The organism is Leclercia sp. LTM14 (genome assembly GCF_023736175.1).
Taxonomy (GTDB): domain Bacteria; phylum Pseudomonadota; class Gammaproteobacteria; order Enterobacterales; family Enterobacteriaceae; genus Enterobacter; species Enterobacter barmai.
Genome location: NZ_JAIKTT010000013.1, coordinates 72,178 through 92,511 on the forward strand (window position 1 = coordinate 72,178; position 20,334 = coordinate 92,511).

Sequence of the window (20,334 nt, forward strand, 5' to 3'; positions counted from 1 at the left end):
CTGAGGTGGAATTAACTTTTCTTACCCCATCCCTGCCACTGCAGCTGAACATATTTCACCAGCGTGCTCTGGCTGATGCTTTCACCAATCACCGAGAAGTAGCGGGTAACGTAGACCGGCTCCGGCGGCTGTTTAGGTGCGCAAAGCGTCACGCCACGGAAAGGGTTACGCGGTTTTGTGCCAGGCGCAGCGCCGGCGGGCGGCGGGCTGACCGGCCGGGAGGTATCCACCTGCGGCTCGTTGAGCAGGCTGCTCGCCGGAACCAGGGTGATATCCGCAGGCAGGGATGGCAGCATCTGCTGCAATACGCGAACGGTGGACGGATGCGGGTGACCAATAGCGATAGCCGAACCTGAGCGACGGGCTACCTGCACGGCGCGGTTAAACTGGAAGCGGATATCGGCTTCGTTCTGCGTGTCATCGAGGAACACTTTGCGCTTAATCACCTTCACGCCGGTGCCCTGGGCAGCGCGCATCGCCTGGCTGTTGCCGATGGTCATGCTGTCCAGAAAGTAGAGGTTATAGCGCGCCAGGGACTGCATCACCTTCTGCATGCCAAACAGGCTGGAGGTCATGGCGCTGCCCATATGGTTGTTCAACCCTACCGCGTAAGGCACTTTGTTGTACGCCTCGCGGATGATGCGGTCGATCTCGTCGCTGCTCATCTCCGGGCGCAGCGTATCCTTTTCCAGCGGCTGTTTACTGAGCGGCGCCATCGGCAGATGGATCAACACTTCATGCCCGCTGTTATGGGCTTTGGTGGCCATTTCATGCGCGTGAGGTGCGTTTGGCAGGACGGCGACAGAGACGGCGGACGGCATCGCCAGGACCTGATTTTCTGTGTGTGGACGATAACCGAAGTCATCAATAACGATAGCGAGTTTACCTGCGTAAACCGGCATCGCCAGCGCCAGTGCGCTGACGAGGGGAAAAACCATACGACGAAATTGAAGCAAAACTTATCTTCCCAACCACGGCTGTGGATTGACCGCCTGACCCTGGCGACGAATTTCGAAATAGAGTGACGGGCGGCCCTGACCGCCACTGCTGCCCACAAGGGCGATAGCCTGACCGGCCCGCACCTGGGTACCAACGCTGACCAGCGCGCTCTGGTTGTAGCCGTAAAGACTCATGTCGCCTTTACCGTGCTCAACCACAACCACCAGGCCGTAACCCTGCAGCCAGTCGGCGAGAATCACCCGGCCATCGGCAATAGCTTTCACTTCGCTGCCTTCCGATGCGCCGATTACAATCCCCTTCCAACGTAGCTCACCCTGCAGCTGTTCGCCATAGCGATGCAGAATTGAGCCCCGTACCGGCCAGTAGGCCTGACCACGCGGAGAGCCCAGACCGCCGGTGCGGGACATCAGCGAGCGTTCGTTTTCGGTGGGTTTGTAGGTGGTGCCTTTGCGGGAGGCTTCCTGCTGCTTGTCGCGCACGGCCTGCGCTTCACGGGCCTCTTTCTCGGCGCGCGCTTTGGCGGCCGCTGCCGCGCGGGCGATGCTGTTGCGCAGTTTAGATTCGTTAGCGCGCATTTCGCTCAGCTGGCTCTGGCCTTCCTGAATGGAGGACTCCAGCCCGGTAAGGGTTTTCTTACGCTCGTTGCGCGCCTGCTCGAGTTTGGCCTGCTGGGCCTGCTGATCGTAAAGCAGGGTCTGCTGCTGGCTCTGCTTCTCTTCCAGCTCCGCTTTTTGCGTGGTGACCTCTTCCCGCGTCTGCTTCAGCTGAGCGATGGTCTCCTGGCGGGACTGGTTGAGATAGCCGAAATAGGCCTGCAGGCGCTGACCGCGCTGGCTCTCTTCGCCGCTGAGGATCAACTGAACGCCGGTGTGTTCACCCTGGCGAAAGGCCGCGTCTAACTGGGCGGCAAGGCTGCGCTCCTGAGCCGCACGCTGGCGCTCAAGTTTGGCGATAGACGCATTCATCTCGTCTATTTGTTTATTCAACTGGGCGAGGGTGTTCTGGGTTTCACGCAGCTGACGCGCGGCGGCGGAGATGGCCTCTTCCTGCTTTTTGAGTTGCGCAAGCAGCGAGGAGCGCTGCTGCTGCTGCTGGCGTACCGCGCGCTCTTTGGCGGCGATATCGGCCTGAATGGTTTTGAGCTGATCGCGCTCGTCCGCGTGTACGGATGCAGCGCACAACAATACGCCAGCGCTGAGTGCGCTGGCGTACAGTAAAGGCCTGACTGATAACCGTAACGGCTTCACGACCCATGTGATTGAAACAATCGCCTTTCCCCTCATGGGGAGGGATTATTCCACGATGAACAGCGGCTTACCAGTCATCTCTTGCGGGATTTCCATGCCCATCAGGGCCAGCATGGTCGGGGCAACGTCCGAAAGCTTACCGCCATCCACTGCTTTGACTGATTTATCACCGACATAAATCATTGGGACCGGCAGGTTAGTATGCGCGGTGTGCGCCTGGCCGGTGGCCGGGTCGCGCATCTGTTCGGCGTTTCCGTGGTCGGCGGTGATCAGCATCTGGCCGCCCGCCGCTTCTACTGCTTTGGTCACCTTCGCAATGCACTCGTCCAGCGCTTCAATGGCTTTGATTGCCGCTTCCATCACACCGGTGTGGCCAACCATGTCGCCGTTCGGGTAGTTACAGATGATGGTGTCATATTTGCCGCTTTCGATAGCCGCGATCAGCTTCTCGGTCAGCTCGGCAGAGCTCATCTCTGGCTGCAGATCGTAGGTCGCCACTTTCGGCGAGTTGATCAGAATGCGATCTTCGCCTTTGAACGACTCTTCAACGCCGCCGTTAAAGAAGAAGGTAACGTGAGCATATTTCTCGGTTTCGGAGATGCGCAGCTGGGTCTTGTCGTGCTTCGCCATCCACTCGCCGAAGGTGTTCGCCAGGGAAGACGGCGGATAGGCGCATGGCGCTTTGATATCGGCCGCGTATTCGGTCAGCATCACGAAATCGCTGAGCTTAACCTCTTTTTTACGGGCGAAGCCGTCGAAGTCGGCATTCACGAAGGCGCGGGTAATTTCGCGGGCGCGGTCGGCGCGGAAGTTCATGAAGATCAGCGCATCGCCATCTTCCATCGCGGCATCGGCCTGGCCTTCAGCACGGATGACGGTCGCTTTCACGAATTCGTCGTTTTCATCGCGGGCGTAAGCGGCTTCCAGCGCGGCAACGGCGGTGTCTGCCCGGAACTCGCCTTTGGCTTCAACCAGCAGGTTGTAGGCCTGCTCAACGCGATCCCAACGGTTGTCGCGGTCCATGGCATAGTAGCGGCCAATGATGGAGGCCACGCGGCCTTTGCCCAGCGCGGCAAACTTCTCTTCAAAAGCTTTCAGAGAAGATTCAGCGCTGCGCGGCGGGGTATCGCGGCCATCGAGGAAGGCGTGCAGATAGATTTTGTCCGCCCCTTTTTCCGCAGCCAGCTCCACCATCGCCATGATGTGATCTTCGTGGCTGTGAACGCCGCCCGCAGAGAGCAGGCCCATAATGTGCACGGCTTTGCCCGCTGCCGCCGCTTTCTCAACCGCGCCGGTCAGGACCGGGTTAGCAAAGAAGGTACGTTCTTTAATTTCAACATCCAGACGGGTCAGATCCTGATAAACAATGCGGCCCGCGCCCAGGTTGACGTGTCCAACTTCGGAGTTGCCCATCTGGCGATCCGGCAGACCCACTTCCAGGCCGGAAGCATCGATCAGCGTATGCGGACGTTTTGCCCACAGCGCATCCATGACCGGGGTTTTAGCGTTGAAAATGGCGTTATCCTGCTGATCTTCGCGATAGCCATAGCCGTCCAGAATCATCAGTACCATAGGTTTTTTAGAAACCGACATTGCGACAACCTCTTTGCTCAAAAGACAAAAAATTTGCGTAATTTTACTACAGCTGAATCGATCAAATAGCCGCAGAAGATCAAAGAAACCGCCGGGCTAAGGGTAAGGATAGGGGAATTTTGGTCTTTTTTTCGTGGCAGTACGCAGAAAATGGATTAGCTTATTGTCGCTGGCTGTATTTGCCACAACGCACAGGTATACTCCTGTCCTGGTTTTTTATTCACTCAGTCGGGAGTCGTTACCCCCCATGCAAGAAATTATGCAATTTGTCAGCCGCCACCCCATACTTTGTATCGCGTGGATTGGTCTACTGGCAGCAGTACTGTTCACCACTTTTAAAGGCCTCACTTCGAAAGTGAAGGTGATCAACCGCGGCGAAGCAACGCGTCTCATCAATAAAGAAGAGGCCGTCGTTGTCGATCTGCGTCAGCGCGACGATTTCCGTAAAGGTCACATTGCAGGCGCCATTAACCTGCTGCCGACCGAAATCAAAGCCAATAACCTTGGCGAACTGGAAAAGCATAAAGATAAACCCGTTATTGTCGTTGATGGCACCGGTATGCAGGCTCAGGAGCCGGCAAATAACCTCGTCAAAGCAGGCTTTGCTAACGTCACTGTCCTGAAAGACGGCATCTCTGGCTGGAGCGGCGAGAATCTGCCTCTGGTTCGCGGTAAATAAACAGGAGTTGAGTCATGGCCAATATCGAGATCTACACCAAAGCGACCTGCCCGTTCTGCCATCGTGCAAAAGCGCTGCTGGACAGCAAAGGCGTTGCTTTCCAGGAGTTGCCTATTGATGGCGATGCTGCAAAGCGTGAAGAGATGATTAAACGTAGTGGCCGTACGACGGTTCCGCAGATTTTTATCGATGCGCAGCACATTGGTGGCTGTGATGACTTGTATGCGCTTGATGCGCGTGGTGGACTTGATCCCCTGCTGCGCTAAGGCGTTTTAGGACAATTAAAAAGGGTTTTTCCATGTCAGAACAAAACAATACCGAAATGACTTTCCAGATCCAGCGCATCTACACCAAAGATGTCTCCTACGAAGCACCTAATGCGCCGCACGTTTTCCAGAAAGACTGGCAGCCAGAGGTTAAACTTGATCTGGATACCGCTTCCACCCAGCTGGCGGAAGATGTGTATGAAGTCGTGCTGCGTGTTACCGTAACCGCCTCTCTGGGCGAAGAGACTGCATTCCTGTGTGAAGTACAGCAGGGCGGCATCTTCTCCATCGGCGGCATCGAAGGTAATCAGATGGCGCATTGCCTGGGCGCATACTGCCCGAACATCCTGTTCCCGTATGCCCGTGAATGCATCACCAGCCTGGTTTCCCGCGGTACGTTCCCGCAACTGAACCTTGCGCCGGTGAACTTCGATGCGCTGTTTATGAACTATCTGCAGCAGCAAGCTGGCGAAGGTACTGACCAACATCAGGATGCCTGATGAGTACTGTCAATGCGTCAATGACTGTGATCGGTGCCGGCTCTTACGGCACCGCTCTTGCTATCACCCTGGCAAGAAATGGTCACGAAGTGGTTCTCTGGGGCCACAATCCTGAACATATCGCGACGTTAGAAGCCGATCGCTGCAACGTTGCGTTTCTCCCCGATGTGCCTTTCCCTGACTCACTACATCTTGAAAGCGACCTTGCGACTGCGCTTGCTGCCAGCCGTAATATTCTGATCGTGGTGCCGAGCCATGTCTTTGGCGAAGTGCTGCGTCAGATTAAACCGCTGATGCGTGATGATGCCCGCGTGGTCTGGGCGACCAAAGGGCTGGAAGCCGAGACTGGCCGCCTGCTGCAGGATGTCGCCCGTGAAGCGCTTGGGGATGCTATTCCGCTGGCGGTGATCTCCGGCCCGACCTTTGCGAAAGAGCTGGCGGCAGGGCTGCCAACGGCTATCTCGCTGGCCTCCACCGACGAGACCTTCGCTGACGATCTGCAGCAGCTGCTGCACTGCGGCAAAAGCTTCCGCGTCTACAGCAACCCCGATTTTATCGGCGTCCAGCTGGGCGGCGCGGTGAAGAACGTGATCGCTATCGGTGCGGGCATGTCCGACGGCATCGGCTTTGGCGCGAACGCGCGTACCGCCCTGATCACCCGCGGGCTGACTGAAATGTCCCGCCTTGGCGCGGCGCTCGGTGCCGATCCGGCCACCTTTATGGGGATGGCAGGGTTAGGCGATCTGGTGCTGACCTGTACCGACAACCAGTCCCGTAACCGTCGTTTCGGCATGATGCTGGGCCAGGGCATGGACGTGATCGGCGCGCAGGAGAAGATCGGCCAGGTGGTGGAAGGCTACCGCAATACCAAAGAAGTCCGCGAGCTGGCACACCGTTTTGGTGTCGAAATGCCAATAACCGAGGAAATTTATCAGGTATTGTATTGCGGAAAAAATGCGCGCGAGGCAGCATTGACCTTATTAGGTCGTGCACGCAAGGACGAGCGTAGCAGCAGTTAACTGCAGGAAAGCGTTGTCACCTGAATGACCCGGCCGGCAAAGAACTGGCCGGTCATTATCATTACGTCTGGAGTAAGCAATGCCGTGTGAAGAACTGGATATCGTCTGGAACAATATTAAAGCCGAAGCCCGGGCTCTGGCTGACTGTGAGCCTATGCTGGCCAGCTTCTACCACGCGACGCTACTCAAGCACGAAAACCTCGGCAGCGCCCTGAGCTATATGCTCGCCAATAAACTGGCTTCACCGATCATGCCCGCTATCGCCATTCGCGAAGTGGTGGAAGAGGCCTATGCGGCCGACCCGGAGATGATCGCCTCCGCCGCCTGTGACATTCAGGCGGTTCGCAACCGCGACCCGGCGGTGGATAAATACTCCACACCGCTGCTCTATCTGAAAGGTTTCCACGCCCTGCAGTCCTACCGTATCGGCCACTGGCTGTGGAACGAAGGCCGCCGCGCGCTGGCCATCTTCCTGCAAAACCAGGTTTCCGTGACCTTCCAGGTGGATATTCACCCGGCGGCGAAAATTGGTCGTGGCATCATGCTCGACCACGCGACCGGTATTGTGGTGGGTGAAACGGCGGTGATTGAAAACGACGTCTCGATCCTGCAGTCCGTAACCCTCGGCGGGACCGGGAAAACCAGCGGCGACCGTCACCCGAAAATTCGTGAAGGGGTAATGATTGGCGCAGGCGCGAAGATCCTCGGCAATATCGAAGTCGGGCGCGGCGCGAAGATTGGCGCCGGTTCAGTCGTGCTGCAACCCGTACCGCCGCATACCACCGCCGCAGGCGTTCCGGCGCGTATCGTCGGCAAGCCGGACAGCGATAAACCGGCGATGGATATGGATCAGTTCTTCAACGGCCACCATACCTTTGAGTATGGCGACGGGATTTAACTTCTGAGAATGGCGCCAGGGTATCCCAACTGGCGCCAGGCCTCATACACCACCACCGACACCGCGTTCGACAGGTTCATGCTGCGGCTGTCCGGCATCATCGGAATACGGATTTTTTGTTCAGCTGGCAGGGCATCAAGAATGGTGGCCGGCAGGCCGCGCGTTTCCGGGCCAAACAGCAGATAGTCGCCTTCCTGATAGCTAACTGCGCTGTGGGCAGGCGTGCCTTTAGTGGTCAGGGCAAAGATCCGTTCCGGCTTTTCCGCTTCCATAAATGCGGCCTGATCCTTATGGCGGATCACGGCGGTAAATTCATGATAATCCAACCCGGCGCGGCGCAGACGCTTGTCGTCCCACGTAAAGCCCATCGGCTCGATGATGTGCAGACGAAAACCGGTGTTGGCGCACAGGCGGATAATATTGCCGGTATTAGGCGGAATTTCTGGTTCAAATAAGACGATGTTAAGCATGCTGCCCCATTTCATTAGGCTCTGAAATTGCGGGGGGCAGCTTACCATCCCCTCTCCCCTTTGGGGAGAGGGTCAGGGTGAGGGGATCAGACCGCACCAACCTAAGCCGCATTTCCCTGCGCCAGTGGTGCCAGCCCGGCAGGGATCTTACTCAACTCCTGCACCAGCATCTCCTTGCTGATTTCCGGGATGGTTTTCGCGCCGGTCAGCGTCATCGCCACCTTCATCTCTTTCTCGATAAGGTTCAGCAGATTCGCCACCCCCGCCTGACCGTGGGTCGCCAGAGCGTACAGATACGCCCTGCCCAGCAGCACGGTGTCGGCCCCGAGGGCAATCATGCGTACCACGTCCAGACCGTTGCGGATACCGGAATCTGCCAGTATGGCGATATCGCCTTTGACCGCATCGGCAATGGCGGGCAGGGCGCGGGCCGAAGAGAGCACGCCGTCGAGCTGACGACCGCCATGGTTCGACACCACAATCCCGTCCGCGCCAAAGCGCACCGCATCCCGGGCATCTTCCGGATCGAGGATCCCTTTGATCACCATCGGGCCATCCCAGAACTCGCGGATCCACTCCAGGTCTTTCCACGAGATCGACGGATCGAAGTTATTCGCCAGCCAGCCAATGTAATCTTCCAGTCCCGTCGGTTTACCCAGATAGGCGGAGATATTCCCCAGGTCATGCGGGCGACCGTTCACCCCCACATCCCAGGCCCATTGCGGATGCGTCACCGCCTGCCAGTAGCGGCGCATCGCTGCGTTCGCACCGCTCATCCCGGAGTGGGCATCGCGGTAACGTGCGCCGGGCGTCGGCATATCCACGGTAAAGACCAGGGTCGAACAGCCTGCCGCTTTGGCGCGCTCCAGGGCATTGCGCATAAACCCGCGATCGCGCAGGACGTACAGCTGGAACCACATCGGGCGCTTGATGGTCGGGGCGACCTCTTCAATCGGGCAGACCGAGACGGTGGAGAGGGTAAAGGGAATGCCTTTCGCATCCGCCGCCGCTGCGGCCTGCACTTCACCGCGACGGGCATACATGCCGCACAGCCCGACCGGGGCGAGGGCCACCGGCATGGAGAGCGTTTCGTTGAACAGTTTTGTCTCAAGGCTCAGGTCAGACATATTCTTCAGCACGCGCTGACGCAGGGCCACTTCCGACAGGTCTTCCACGTTGCGACGCAGGGTGTATTCGGAATAGGCTCCGCCGTCGATATAGTGAAACAGGAACGGCGGCAGAATGCGCTGGGCGGCGGCGCGATAATCGCTGGCTGCGGAAATGATCATGAATTGTTCTCCCTGGAAATAGCGTTGTCGCCAGGCAGACGGGTAATACGCGCCTGTCGGGCCTGATCTTCATCGAATCGTTTAATGGTGGTGTGGACGAAGCCCAGATGCGCCATCATCGCTGCGCGTGCGGCTTCGGCATCACCGGCAAGAATGGCGTTGAGTACCGCCTCGTGCTGCTCGGTCAGCCTGGCAAAAACGGGGGGCACCAGGTACATGCGCTGGCGGCTCTGCTTAACGGAGGATTGCAGCAGGTCGAAGAAGCCGCGCATGGTCTGGAGCAGAACGACGTTGTGCGAGGCCTCGGCGATGGCCAGATGAAAACGCACGTCCGCCTGCGAGGCGATATCCGGGTCGCTGCTTTGCGTGGCTTCAAAGCAGGCCTTGAGCTTCTCTTTATCCGCCTCGGTCGCCCGCATGGCCGCATGCCAGGCGGTGCTGGTTTCGATGGCGTGGCGGGCTTCGAGGATATCAAAGCTGTAGTCCGGGTCGTTCTCCATCAGGGTTTTCAACGGCTGAACAATGTTCTGTCCGGACCAGTCATCATGCTGCCAGCGCACAAAAGTGCCGCCACCGCGACGGCTCACCAGAACCCCTTCGCTGACCAGGGTCGCTAAGGCTTCGCGCAGCGAGTTGCGCGACACGCCAAGCTGGGTGGCAAGCTGGCGCTCGGCGGGCAACTTCATGCCCGCCTCCAGCTGCATCTCTTCAATCAGCGCCCGCACGCGAGAAGCGATCTCGTCGGACAGGCGTCTGGGCATCACTATCATGGGATCATCCAGGTTAAGACATAGGCCTGCAGGGTGGTGATCACCCCGACCATGCAGGTAAATATCAGGCTGTGTTTAACGGTAAAGCGGAACAGATCCGACTCTTTGCCCACCAGGCCTACCGCCGCACAGGCAATGGCGATGGACTGAGGCGAGATCATCTTGCCGGTCACGCCGCCGGTGGTGTTGGCCGCCACCAGCAGCACATCCGACACGCCAATCTGCTGGGCGGCCGTGGCCTGCAGGGCCGCAAACAGGGCGTTTGACGAGGTATCTGACCCGGTCAGGAACACCCCCAGCCAGCCGAGGAACGGCGAGAAGAAGGTAAACGCGGAGCCGGTATGGGCCAGCGCCAGCGCCAGCGTCGATGACAGACCGGAATAGTTCGAGATAAACGCGAACGCCAGCACCATGCCGATGGAGTAGATCGGCAGCATCAGCTCTTTAAGGGTAGCGGCAAACGTCTGCACCGCAGCAGCCGGCTTCATGCGCAGCCATACCACGGAGAGGAGAGCGGCAAACAGGATTGCCGTGCCGGTGGCAGAGAACCAGTCGAACTTGAATACCGCCGCGTACGGCGTGGCGTCGTGCACCACCGGCGGCATACGCGCGACCATCTTGTCGAGGAACGGCACGGAGATATTCACCACCATGTCGTACAGCGCGCCGTTCGGAGCGAACAGGGCTTTAAACGGCGGAATACTCCACAGGGTAACGGTCGCGGTCAGGAACAGGAACGGCGACCAGGCGCGGACAATCTGTCCCGGCGTGTAGCCGGTGCGGGCCAGGGTCTGATCGACCTGCGAGGCGCCCATATCGGCAAAGCGGAAGATACGCACCGGCTGCCAGCGTTTCAGGAACAGCGTCAGGCAGACCAGAGAAACCAGGGACGAGATAATGTCCGGCAGTTCCGGGCCGAGGAAGTTTGAGCTCAGGTACTGGGCGATAGCGAACGAGCCACCGGCGACCATCACCGCAGGCCAGGTCTCCTTCACGCCGCGCCAGCCGTCCATAATCGCCATGATCCAGAACAGCACGATAATGGTCAGGAACGGCAGCTGACGGCCCACCATCTGGCCAATCTCAAAGCTGTCCAGCCCGGTCACCTGCCCGGCGACCAGAATCGGAATGCCCATCGCACCAAACGCCACCGGCGCGGTGTTAACGATCAGACACAGCCCGGCGGCATACAGCGGGTTAAAGCCCAGCCCGACCAGCAGCGCGGCGGTGATCGCCACTGGCGCACCGAATCCGGCGGCCCCTTCAAGGAACGCGCCGAAGGAGAAGCCGACGATCAGCATCTGCAGGCGCTGGTCCGGCGTAATGGAAAGAATCGACGAGCGGATAATGTCGAACTGCCCGGTCTTGACCGAGATTTTATAGACGAAGACCGCAGCAATGATTATCCAGGCGATCGGCCACAGGCCGTAGAAGAAGCCATAGACGACAGAGGCCAGCGCGCGATCGACCGGCATTTTGTAGAAGAACAGCGCGACCATCAGGGCAATAGCGACGGTGTACGTCGCGGCAAGGTATCCCTTCAGCTTGAGTTTAATCAGCGCGAAGAAGAAAAACAGGATAGGTAGCGAGGCGATCAGGCTCGACAGCCAGATGTTTCCTGCCGGATCGTAGTTTTGTTGCCAGAGGCTCATTGCAGGTCTCCTGAGGACCACACTGGTTGTGAGGCGGTGAGTCTGTGCTCATCTCTGCGTCACATTCAGTGTAAAAGTGGTCCTGCCAATAGTGTGATGTAGGGTTAATGACAACAAATGGTTAACCAAATGTTATTGGTCGGCAATGATTTTGTAAGTGAAGATTATGGAAGTGTGAACCAGGGAAGGGTTGGTTGCGGAATTGGTTGGGCCAATTTGAGCGGGGCTTGCAAAGAATGCACTAACCCCGCGCTCATCAAGCAAAACGAAAAATCGTTAAAGGAGCCCTTTTTGAGCGAAAGTGATCAGGGTGGCCTCGTTTAGGTCCATATCTTTAAGCTTTTCAGGTGATACCCAGATAATTTCCTGAAATTCCTCATTGAAGCTGATATTCCGGTTGGCACTCACGCAATCAAAAATAAGATAGATCATGTAAATTTCCTCAGTGGCACCATCATGATAGGTTTTAAGACGGGTATCGTCCCGGAATGCCCACGGTTGAATGTCAGTGATAAGAAGATCTTCACCTAGCTCTTCCTTGATTTCTCGCCTTAGTGCGATTTCCATTGTCTCACCCGGTTCCATACCGCCGCCAGGGAGGGCCCATTGTCCCGGAAAAACGCCACGGTCCGATGCCATTTTACAAAGCAGATACTCGCCTTTGTTTTGGATCACTGGGCACACGATTATTCTCTGACGCATTTTATCTCCTTAAAAACATAATTTTTTGAATTATTTTATCAGAAAATGATTCGATATTATCAGGATGATTACACACCTGCACCCGTTGGCTTAGATGTTCTGGAAGATTATCCACATAATTCTGGTACTCTGCATGCCAACCTGATATCCATTTAATTTTCATTTCTTCATTAGGAAATTCTTCTGGCCTTATTCCTTGCATTTCATCATTTTTAAGATGAGAAAGAGAATGATCTACTGAATAATTAATTAAAGCAATGATATCGGGTTCTATGAGTAATTCGCTAATTCTTTTCCATAGTTCAATATAGGAGTCGTATTGAATCTTATTTACGTAGCCAGCTTTGTACATAAAACTTATAAATATATAATCTTCAAGATGAGAACGTTCCATTATTAGATTGTAGCCTTTATCCAGCCAGGATTTTATGATCAGTGCACGTTGTATCATAAAATTAAGTTGAATAAGATAACCGTAATTTCTTGTATCATCGAACAGATAAGGCAGAAGAGAATGATGAACGCTTTTTTCATCTATAGCGATTGTGTACGAGTCTTGTTTAAATAAACGTGTGGATAACTTCTTCAAAAGTGTACTTTTACCTACCCCAGAATTTCCGGATAAACATATGTAAAGGGGTGGCCTTTTATTATTGCACTCTTTTTATCTGCAGACCAAGGATCCATATTAAGATAGTTATATCTCATGCCTTAAACTCCCTATCTTCCAGCCAGAAACGGTTATTCTCACATTTTCTCATGATTTCACTATTCCCAAAAATAGCACTGATAATTTTATCCGGTGAGTCGGTCAGCATATTGCCCAGCAGAGTATAATTTTCACCATCGGGGATGATAATGTCAAAATTTGGTTCCATGACTACATTTGCTTTATCCCTCTCTTCGAAGGTAGCCCAACTGATGGGCATAAATGGATATTGTAGTTTCAACATATTCATTTTATATGAAAAAAGATCTGTGTTAATTTCAAGTTTGTCTCTTCTTTCTTTTCCCACCCCTAAAGGACAGAATTGATAAAATCGCCATGCCTGAATTTTATATGGAAGAGCCTCAACCCAGTTAACAATATCATTCAACATATTAATATTAGACTTAGAAACTACAGTAGTAAGTTTTATATTAATATGGTTATTATTGTTTGGTAGCCAAGTTAATATGCTTTTAATGACTCTATGTTGATTACTCATTTTATCACTGCGAATATCTGTGTTAACACGCTTATCAATTCCATCTATTGGCAATCCCACCCAATCCAGAACCGAATTTAACCGCTCATGATCCATAATAAAGCGGTGTCCAACTGTAGATAGATAGGTCATAAAACCCATTTGCTTTGCATATTCAATTAAATGAATATAATCCGCTCTGGACGTCGGTTCACCACCAGTAAATCCTATACGACGGAAACCAATATTATACATGCGCTCAATAATATTTAGCGCGTTTATGAGAGTGGAATCTTTTATACCAGGATTACGGAAGCACAAATCACATCCGAGATTACAGTGTGAGGTTATTCTAAAGTCCAGAAGTAGGTTGCTCATGTCCATTACGAGTCCTCAAATAGAAAAGTAGGAGAAGCATAACCATAGTTACTGTACGGTTATTGATCAGAGTACTCTCTGGCTGGATTTTTTTAAAGTAAAAATGTCGTGTGACTTTGATTAATTCTGAACAACTTAATTCACAAATTTAACAATCTCGGAAGGATTGATTAAAAGCGGGGGTAATAGCGGTATCTACGTGATATTACATGCCGACTTAAATCGGCAAGATGAAAATTTTAAAATACTAAAAGCCCAATATATTAATCGCGCGAATATATTGGGCTAAAACGACTAAATTAATAGAGATGAAACTATCAAAACTCAGTCTTGCAAAAACCGGTCATCTCTTTCAGACCCATTTCACGACCCAGCTCGGTCATCGGGTGTACAACCACCAGGCCACGCACGCTTTTCTTCAGCTTGCCCATATCGGCCTGCTCTTTTTTGGTGATGGCACGGCGGAAAGGCAGTTTGGACAACTTCTGCGCTTCTTTGCTCAGCTTCTGCTCTTTCACGCCGCGCAGGCGCTCGATTTCGGTTTCCAGCGTCGCTTTCTCTTTTTCCAGCTCGGCGTACTTCTCGGCGGCGTCAACCAGCGACAGGCTGGCCTGCTGGTGGCGGATCAGATCCAGGCGATCGCTCAGGCGTTTGATTTCACTCTTTTCGACTTCTTTCATGACAAATGGCTCTAAAAACAGGGGGAATTACTACAAATGATACACGAATGTGCGCAGGCTTACTTCTGAAACGCTTTTTTTAAGCTGATTCGGGAAATCAGCTCGGTCAGGGAGAGTACCATCGTGGAGCGAACGATCTGCTGGTAACGCTGTTTCTGCATGGCGTACAGCTCAGGATCGCTGGTATCAAAATGCGGTGCCGGGGGCAGGGCGGTGACGCAGTGCAACTCGCCCAGCGGGCCGAGGATCTCATCGTCGGTAAACGCATACTCGTTACCGTCGTGATTCAGCTCTTCACGCAATGCCATCAGCAGTTCGGCATCTTCATACTCGTGACGGCTGATGACGCCCAGGCCATAGATCAGTTTCATACGCACGGATAAATCGCCCAAGGGGCCGTCACCGTCGAGCAACGGTTCAACTGCGTATTTCACCGCGTAGTCGTCTTTGCGAAACACCTGAAGCACCAGGATATTCACCGCCTCGGTTAATAACTCGACGGCGGATATCAGGAAGCTTCGTACGGTTTTGCCAGCATTCAGACGCTCCAGCACACGGTTTTCAAAGGCCTGGGTTTGTTCCATTATTGCCTGCATATCTGACAATCTATCTTCCGGGCGCAGGATGACCTGCGCCAGTTCCTGCATCATTTGGTTGCGTTATAAACGTTCACCGCCTCCACAACCACGTTGCTGTTGGCATCCAGACCGGATACCTGCGCCAGCGCGGCCTGTGGACCTTTCTCGGCAATTAGCTGCGCCAGCTCCTGCGCCTGCGGATCTTCTTCGCTGCGGTAGTGCATCGCGGCGGCAATACCCTGAACCAGGTTGCTGTGCGGCAGACCGTATTCCAGGGTGCCAAGCAGCGGTTTGATCAGGCGATCGCCCGCACTCAGTTTGCGCAGCGGCTGACGGCCAACGCGCTCAACGTCATCTTTCAGATACGGGTTTTCAAAACGACCGAGGATTTTCTGAATATATGCCGCATGCTTATCGGCATCAAAACCGTAGCGTTTAATCAGTACCGCGCCGCTCTCATCCATTGCACCTTTTACCACGGCGCGGACGTTCTCATCGAGAATGGCGTCACGAATGGTCTGATGACCGGCTAATTTACCGAGGTAGGCGGTTATAGCATGCCCGGTGTTCAGCGTGAAGAGCTTACGCTCGACAAATGCCATCAGGTTATCAGTTAATTCCATTCCGGCGATCTCAGGCAGCGCGCCCTTGAACTGGGTTTTATCGACGATCCACTCGCTGAAGGTCTCAACGGTCACTTCCAGCGGATCGTTAGTGGCGGATTCTGACGGAGGAACGATGCGGTCCACGGCGGAATCAACAAAGCCGACGTGCTCTTCAACCCAGGCTTTATCTTCTTCAGCCACTGCGGCCATGACGTGGCCTTTCAACTGGGTGGTGCCGCGCACCATGTTTTCACAGGCGATGATGTTCAGCGGGGCCTCGTTGCCCTGAGCTTTACGTTTTGCCAGACCTTTCGCCACCGCCGGCGCGATACGCTCCAGAACCACCGGACCGACGGCGGTGGTGACCAGGTCAACCCCGGCAATCAGATCGATAACGTCGTCGCCAATGCTGCTAACCGCGTTCACGCCGCTTACGGTTTCGACCTGCTCGTTTTCACCTACCACATGCACCTGATAGCTATGACGTGCATTCAGGGCATCAAGTACCGTCTGATTTACATCGGCGAATGTCAGCGTAATGCCCGCGTCTGCCAGCAGTTTGCCGATAAAGCCACGACCGATGTTACCTGCGCCAAAATGTAATGCTTTCATAGTATTAACCTTTATCAATGTTTTTACCCGAGAGGGCTGGGGTGAGGAACCACGCTAATTTCCCCTCACCCTAGCCCTCTCCCCGACGGGGAGAGGGAGGTACAGAACTTACTTGTTCAGCAGCGCCAGAACTTCTTCGACGCTGGTGGTGTTAGCCAGACGTTCGATAACGGTCTCGTCGTCCAGGGCATTGGTCAGGCTGGTAATCACCTGGATGTGCTCGTTGTTACGGGCCGCGATACCAATCACCAGACGGGCGATATCGTCTTCTTCTTCACCGAAGCGCACGCCTGCCGGGTACTGACAGAACACCACGCCGGTTTTCAGGACGCGATCTTTCGCTTCAACCGTACCGTGCGGCACCGCAATGGATTCGCCCAGGTAGGTCGGGGTCAGTTTTTCACGTTCCAGCATCGCTTCAACATATTCTGGCTGAACGTAGCCGCCTTTCACCAGCTGCTCACCGGCGAAGCGAATCGCTTCTTCTTTATGGCTCGCGGTACGGCCAAGGAAGATGTTCTCCGCACCCAGCTTGAACAGGTGGCTGTTGCTCTCGTCGAAGCTGTCCTGCAGGCTGGTACGCACTTTCACTTCGTTATCTTCGTGGCGCTGCGCCGCAACCAGACGTTCGGTCAGACTGGTGTACAGGCCGCTGTCGAGGAAGTTGGTCAGAGAAATATGCTGCGCCTGCGGTACCTGGCGCATCGCACGCTCGGTCAGATCGCGGTGGGTGATGACCAGGTCAACATCCGGCGGCAGGCTGTTAATCGCGCTGTTGTTCACGGAGATCTGGGTCAGACCCGCATCCGCCACTTTCTTACGCAGGACGCCTGCACCCATGGCGCTGGAACCCATACCAGCGTCGCAGGCGACGATGATTTTACGTACGTGGCTCAGGTCGTTAGAGACATCACCCGCAGCCAGCGGCGTTGCAGCAATACCTTTAGACTGGGATTTCATGTCCTGCATACGACGGGTTGCCGCTTCGATATCGTCTTCTTCTTTCACCTTGCTGGTTTTCAGCAGGATTGCAGAGACCACGAAGGAGACCGCCATGGCCGCGAAGATTGCTGCCAGGTTAGCGAAGTAAGCGCCTTTCGGGGTCATCGCCAGTACCGCCAGGATAGAACCCGGAGATGCCGGAGAAACCAGGCCGCCACCCAGCACGCTCAGTGTGAACACGCCAGTCATACCGCCGAGGATAACGGCGAGGATCAGACGTGGGTTCATCAGCACGTACGGGAAGTAAATTTCGTGGATACCGCCCAGGAAGTGGATGATTGCCGCACCGCCCGCAGACTGTTTAGCGCTACCGCGACCGAAGAAGATATACGCCAGCAGGACGCCCATACCCGGACCCGGGTTAGCTTCGATCAGGAAGAAGATAGACTTGCCGAGATCGTGAGACTGCTGAATACCCAGCGGTGAGAAGATACCGTGGTTAATGGCGTTGTTCAGGAACAGGATTTTCGCCGGTTCAACAAAGATGGACGCCAGCGGCAGCATGTCGTGGGCAACCATGAAGTTAACGCCCGCCGCCAGAATTTTGGAGAGCACTTCAACTGCCGGGCCAATGCCGAGGAACGCCAGAATCGCCAGGATCATACCGATGATGCCGGCAGAGAAGTTGTTCACCAGCATTTCGAAGCCGGATTTGATCTTGCCATCGACCCAGACGTCAAATTTCTTAATCGCCCAGCCGCCCAGAGGACCGGCAATCATTGCGCCGAGGAACATCGGCATATCCGCACCGACGATAACACCCATGGTGGTGATCGCACCGACCACGCCGCCACGGTCACCGCCCACCAGACGACCACCGGTATAACCGATGAGCAGCGGCAGCAGATAGGTGATCATTGGGCCAACAAGTTTCGCCAGCGTTTCGTTAGGCAACCACCCTGTCGGAATAAATAACGCGGTGATGATACCCCACGCGATAAACGCGCCGATATTTGGCATCACCATGTTGCTGAGGAATCGACCAAAGCTTTGTACTTTGATCTTAAAATCGGATGACATAAAACACCCCTTCTTCTGTTTACGCAGGCCTTGAGCCCGAGGTTTGTTGTTAATGCGGCGGCAGAGGTTGCCCTGTTCTGATGCGTGAAATCTGGCACTTAATTGTTTAGCTGTCCAGACAGGCCAAATTTGTGTGATCTGAGTCACGTAAATGTAGGGGGTGTGGTGAGAAATGAAGTGATCAATATCACAAAAATGACGTGTAAAAAAAATACAATGAACGCAAAAGCGGCAGCTAAGGCCATTAAATGTGAAACAAATCACATTTCGTCGTCGCGGATTTGTTTCCGGAGTGTGATCAAATCCACAAAAATTTTTATGCGGATTTCTCTGGATGTGATCGCTGGCAACATCTGCTCTTACAATCGACGCCAGGCTGTAACTCAGCAACACTTATAGCTAAAAAAGCGTAGCGGTAATGTGGTATGGCGAAAAGTTCTAAGCTGGATTAAGCTCAAACTGTAAACTTAAGTCTATTATTATTCAGGATATATTTTGACACGCTTCTAAACTTGCATGGAGATATAAGAAAAAACCATACTCCCCGGCTCTGAAATAATAAGTACATCTTTATGTGCTTAAGAATGAATTAATGTGGCTACTTACCATTAATTATTTTAATGAGTTTACGATTTATTTAGTGAGGCAAATATGTTTCTCAACTATTTTGCGCTGGGTGTGTTGATTTTTGTCTTCCTGGTTCTTTTTTATGGAATCATCGCTATCCATGACATTCCGTATAACATGGCCAAAAAGCGCAATCATCCCCATGCTGATGCTATTCATACGGCGGGGTGGATTAGCCTGTTTACGCTCCATGCTATCTGGCCGTTTCTGTGGATTTGGGCAACCCTTTATCAGCCCGAACGCGGGTGGGGTATGCAAAACCACATTCAGCCGCCAGACCGTAATCCCGACGTGGATGCGCTGGCAAAGCGCGTAGCCGAGCTGGAACAAAAACTGGCCGCAGTGCCGCCTGTTGCTGATAAGAATACGCCGGAGCACTAATCATGGATCTGTTGATCATTCTGACCTATGCCGCGTTTGCGTGGGCCATCTTTAAAATATTCCGTATTCCGGTAAACCAGTGGACACTGGCGACCGCGACCCTGGGCGGTGTGTTTATTGTTGCCGCGCTTATTTTATTAATGAACTATAACCACCCGTATACGTTCACGGCGCAGAAAGCGGTTATCTCTATTCCGATTACGCCGCAGGTAACGGGAGTTGTTACGGAAGTCACGGATAAAAATAACCAGCTTATTAAAAAAGGCGAAGTGTTATTTAAAATCGATCCGGGCAGGTATAAAGCCCGCGTCGATCGCCTGCAGGCGGACCTGGTGACGGCGACACACAATATTGATGTCCTGAAAGCTCAGCTGGCGGAAGCCCAATCGAATACCACCCGCGTGTCGGCCGAACGCGATCGTCTGTTAAAAGACTATCAGCGTTATGTAAAAGGCAGCCAGGCGAAGGTGAATCCCTTCTCTGAAAGCGATATTGATAACGCGCGGCAAAATTACCTGGCGCAGGACGCCATGGTGAAAGCGTCGGTGGCGGAACAGGTTCAGATCCAGAGCCAGTTAGAGAGCATGTCTAACGGTGAGCAGTCGCAGATTGCCTCCCTGCGCGCCCAGTTAGCGGAAGCGCAATACAACCTGGACCAGACCGTCATCCGTGCGCCGAGCAACGGCTACATCACCCAGGTGCTGATTCGCCCAGGTACCTACGCGGCTTCACTGCCGCTGCGTCCGGTGATGGTCTTTATCCCTGAGCAGAAACGCCAGATTGTGGCGCAGTTCCGCCAGAACTCGTTACTGCGTCTGAAACCAGGCGATGAAGCCGAAGTGGTATTTAATGCCCTGCCGGGCCAGGTCTTCTCCGGTAAGCTCACCAGCATTCTGCCGGTGGTGCCCGGCGGTTCCTACCAGGCGCAGGGGGTGCTGCAGGCGCTGACGGTGGTGCCGGGTACCGACGGTGTGATTGGTACCATCGAACTGGATCCGAACGCCGACGTGGACGCCCTGCCTGACGGCATTTACGCCCAGGTGGCGGTCTATTCCGATCACTTCGCCCACGTTTCCGTGATGCGTAAAGTCCTGCTGCGTATGACCAGCTGGATGCACTACCTCTATCTCGACCATTAATCCCCAAAAAGGCAGGTATGCGATCCGCGTACCTGCCTTTTTTCTATGCCTGGGCCATACTTATCCTTTTGTTGGCGGAT

General features: G+C 54.3%; 21 protein-coding genes. 7 read left to right on the forward strand and 14 right to left on the reverse strand.

The window, feature by feature from the left end; genetic code table 11:
- Positions 1–11: 11 nt before the first annotated feature.
- The 3 genes from K5I40_RS21005 to gpmM are packed head-to-tail and all read right to left on the reverse strand — an operon-like array spanning position 12 to position 3,800.
- On the reverse strand, positions 12–956 hold the full coding sequence (locus K5I40_RS21005) for a divergent polysaccharide deacetylase family protein (RefSeq protein WP_039030150.1): 945 nt from the start codon (positions 954–956) through the stop codon (positions 12–14).
- Positions 957–959: 3 nt separating this feature from the next.
- Complete coding sequence (gene envC / locus K5I40_RS21010; protein WP_251929835.1) at positions 960–2,219, reverse strand: murein hydrolase activator EnvC; 1,260 nt, start codon at positions 2,217–2,219, stop codon at positions 960–962.
- A gap of 33 nt (positions 2,220–2,252) precedes the next feature.
- Positions 2,253–3,800, reverse strand: a complete 1,548-nt coding sequence (gene gpmM, locus K5I40_RS21015; protein ID WP_223075518.1) for a 2,3-bisphosphoglycerate-independent phosphoglycerate mutase — start codon at positions 3,798–3,800, stop codon at positions 2,253–2,255.
- 247 nt (positions 3,801–4,047) lie between these two features.
- Between gpmM and K5I40_RS21020 the strand changes: the two genes are divergently transcribed.
- From K5I40_RS21020 to cysE, 5 genes are all read left to right on the forward strand, one after another.
- Positions 4,048–4,479, forward strand: a complete 432-nt coding sequence (locus K5I40_RS21020; protein WP_039030147.1) for a rhodanese-like domain-containing protein — start codon at positions 4,048–4,050, stop codon at positions 4,477–4,479.
- Between the two features lie 14 nt (positions 4,480–4,493).
- The gene (grxC, locus tag K5I40_RS21025; RefSeq protein WP_032615744.1) at positions 4,494–4,745 is read left to right on the forward strand and encodes a glutaredoxin 3; all 252 of its coding nucleotides are present in this window, start codon (positions 4,494–4,496) and stop codon (positions 4,743–4,745) included.
- A gap of 32 nt (positions 4,746–4,777) precedes the next feature.
- Positions 4,778–5,245: a protein-export chaperone SecB gene (gene secB / locus K5I40_RS21030; RefSeq protein ID WP_039030146.1), complete on the forward strand. Its 468-nt coding sequence runs from the start codon at positions 4,778–4,780 to the stop codon at positions 5,243–5,245.
- A complete protein-coding gene (gene gpsA, locus K5I40_RS21035; protein ID WP_039030145.1) occupies positions 5,245–6,264 on the forward strand; it encodes an NAD(P)H-dependent glycerol-3-phosphate dehydrogenase in 1,020 nt (339 codons plus the stop codon). The genes secB and gpsA overlap by 1 nt, the downstream gene beginning before the upstream one ends.
- Before the next feature lie 79 nt (positions 6,265–6,343).
- On the forward strand, positions 6,344–7,162 hold the full coding sequence (gene cysE, locus K5I40_RS21040; RefSeq protein ID WP_223075519.1) for a serine O-acetyltransferase: 819 nt from the start codon (positions 6,344–6,346) through the stop codon (positions 7,160–7,162).
- On the opposite strand, the gene trmL is transcribed toward cysE, so the two are convergent.
- The 11 genes from trmL to K5I40_RS21095 form a co-directional block, all read right to left on the reverse strand.
- Entirely contained in the window at positions 7,159–7,632 is a 474-nt protein-coding gene (gene trmL / locus K5I40_RS21045) for a tRNA (uridine(34)/cytosine(34)/5-carboxymethylaminomethyluridine(34)-2'-O)-methyltransferase TrmL (protein WP_039030210.1), read from the reverse strand. The genes cysE and trmL overlap by 4 nt on opposite strands.
- A gap of 101 nt (positions 7,633–7,733) precedes the next feature.
- Entirely contained in the window at positions 7,734–8,921 is a 1,188-nt protein-coding gene (gene lldD, locus K5I40_RS21050) for an FMN-dependent L-lactate dehydrogenase LldD (RefSeq protein ID WP_039030143.1), read from the reverse strand.
- On the reverse strand, positions 8,918–9,691 hold the full coding sequence (lldR, locus tag K5I40_RS21055; protein ID WP_223075520.1) for a transcriptional regulator LldR: 774 nt from the start codon (positions 9,689–9,691) through the stop codon (positions 8,918–8,920). The genes lldD and lldR overlap by 4 nt, the downstream gene beginning before the upstream one ends.
- Positions 9,688–11,343 (reverse strand): L-lactate permease, encoded by a 1,656-nt coding sequence (lldP, locus tag K5I40_RS21060; RefSeq protein WP_039030141.1) that lies wholly within the window; start codon positions 11,341–11,343, stop codon positions 9,688–9,690. Before lldP ends, lldR begins: the two co-directional genes overlap by 4 nt.
- A 276-nt stretch (positions 11,344–11,619) precedes the next feature.
- Positions 11,620–12,045, reverse strand: coding sequence for a nucleoside triphosphatase NudI (gene nudI, locus K5I40_RS21065; RefSeq protein WP_223075521.1), 426 nt, complete (start codon positions 12,043–12,045; stop codon positions 11,620–11,622).
- A 1-nt stretch (position 12,046) separates the two neighbouring features.
- A complete protein-coding gene (locus K5I40_RS21070; protein ID WP_251929830.1) occupies positions 12,047–12,634 on the reverse strand; it encodes a deoxynucleoside kinase in 588 nt (195 codons plus the stop codon).
- 115 nt (positions 12,635–12,749) lie between these two features.
- Entirely contained in the window at positions 12,750–13,616 is an 867-nt protein-coding gene (locus K5I40_RS21075; RefSeq protein ID WP_223075523.1) for a radical SAM protein, read from the reverse strand.
- Between the two features lie 311 nt (positions 13,617–13,927).
- Positions 13,928–14,290: a YibL family ribosome-associated protein gene (locus K5I40_RS21080; protein WP_039030140.1), complete on the reverse strand. Its 363-nt coding sequence runs from the start codon at positions 14,288–14,290 to the stop codon at positions 13,928–13,930.
- 59 nt (positions 14,291–14,349) lie between these two features.
- Positions 14,350–14,940, reverse strand: a complete 591-nt coding sequence (gene mtlR, locus K5I40_RS21085; protein ID WP_039030139.1) for a mannitol operon repressor MtlR — start codon at positions 14,938–14,940, stop codon at positions 14,350–14,352.
- Positions 14,937–16,085, reverse strand: coding sequence for a mannitol-1-phosphate 5-dehydrogenase (mtlD, locus tag K5I40_RS21090; RefSeq protein WP_072036667.1), 1,149 nt, complete (start codon positions 16,083–16,085; stop codon positions 14,937–14,939). The genes mtlR and mtlD overlap by 4 nt, the downstream gene beginning before the upstream one ends.
- A gap of 108 nt (positions 16,086–16,193) precedes the next feature.
- On the reverse strand, positions 16,194–18,107 hold the full coding sequence (locus K5I40_RS21095) for a PTS mannitol transporter subunit IICBA (RefSeq protein WP_223075524.1): 1,914 nt from the start codon (positions 18,105–18,107) through the stop codon (positions 16,194–16,196).
- Positions 18,108–18,758: 651 nt separating this feature from the next.
- On the opposite strand from K5I40_RS21095, the gene K5I40_RS21100 reads away from it, so the two are divergent.
- Positions 18,759–19,115: a DUF3302 domain-containing protein gene (locus K5I40_RS21100; protein ID WP_039030136.1), complete on the forward strand. Its 357-nt coding sequence runs from the start codon at positions 18,759–18,761 to the stop codon at positions 19,113–19,115.
- A 2-nt stretch (positions 19,116–19,117) separates the two neighbouring features.
- Positions 19,118–20,254, forward strand: a complete 1,137-nt coding sequence (locus K5I40_RS21105) for an HlyD family secretion protein (protein WP_039030135.1) — start codon at positions 19,118–19,120, stop codon at positions 20,252–20,254.
- Positions 20,255–20,334: the final 80 nt, after the last annotated feature.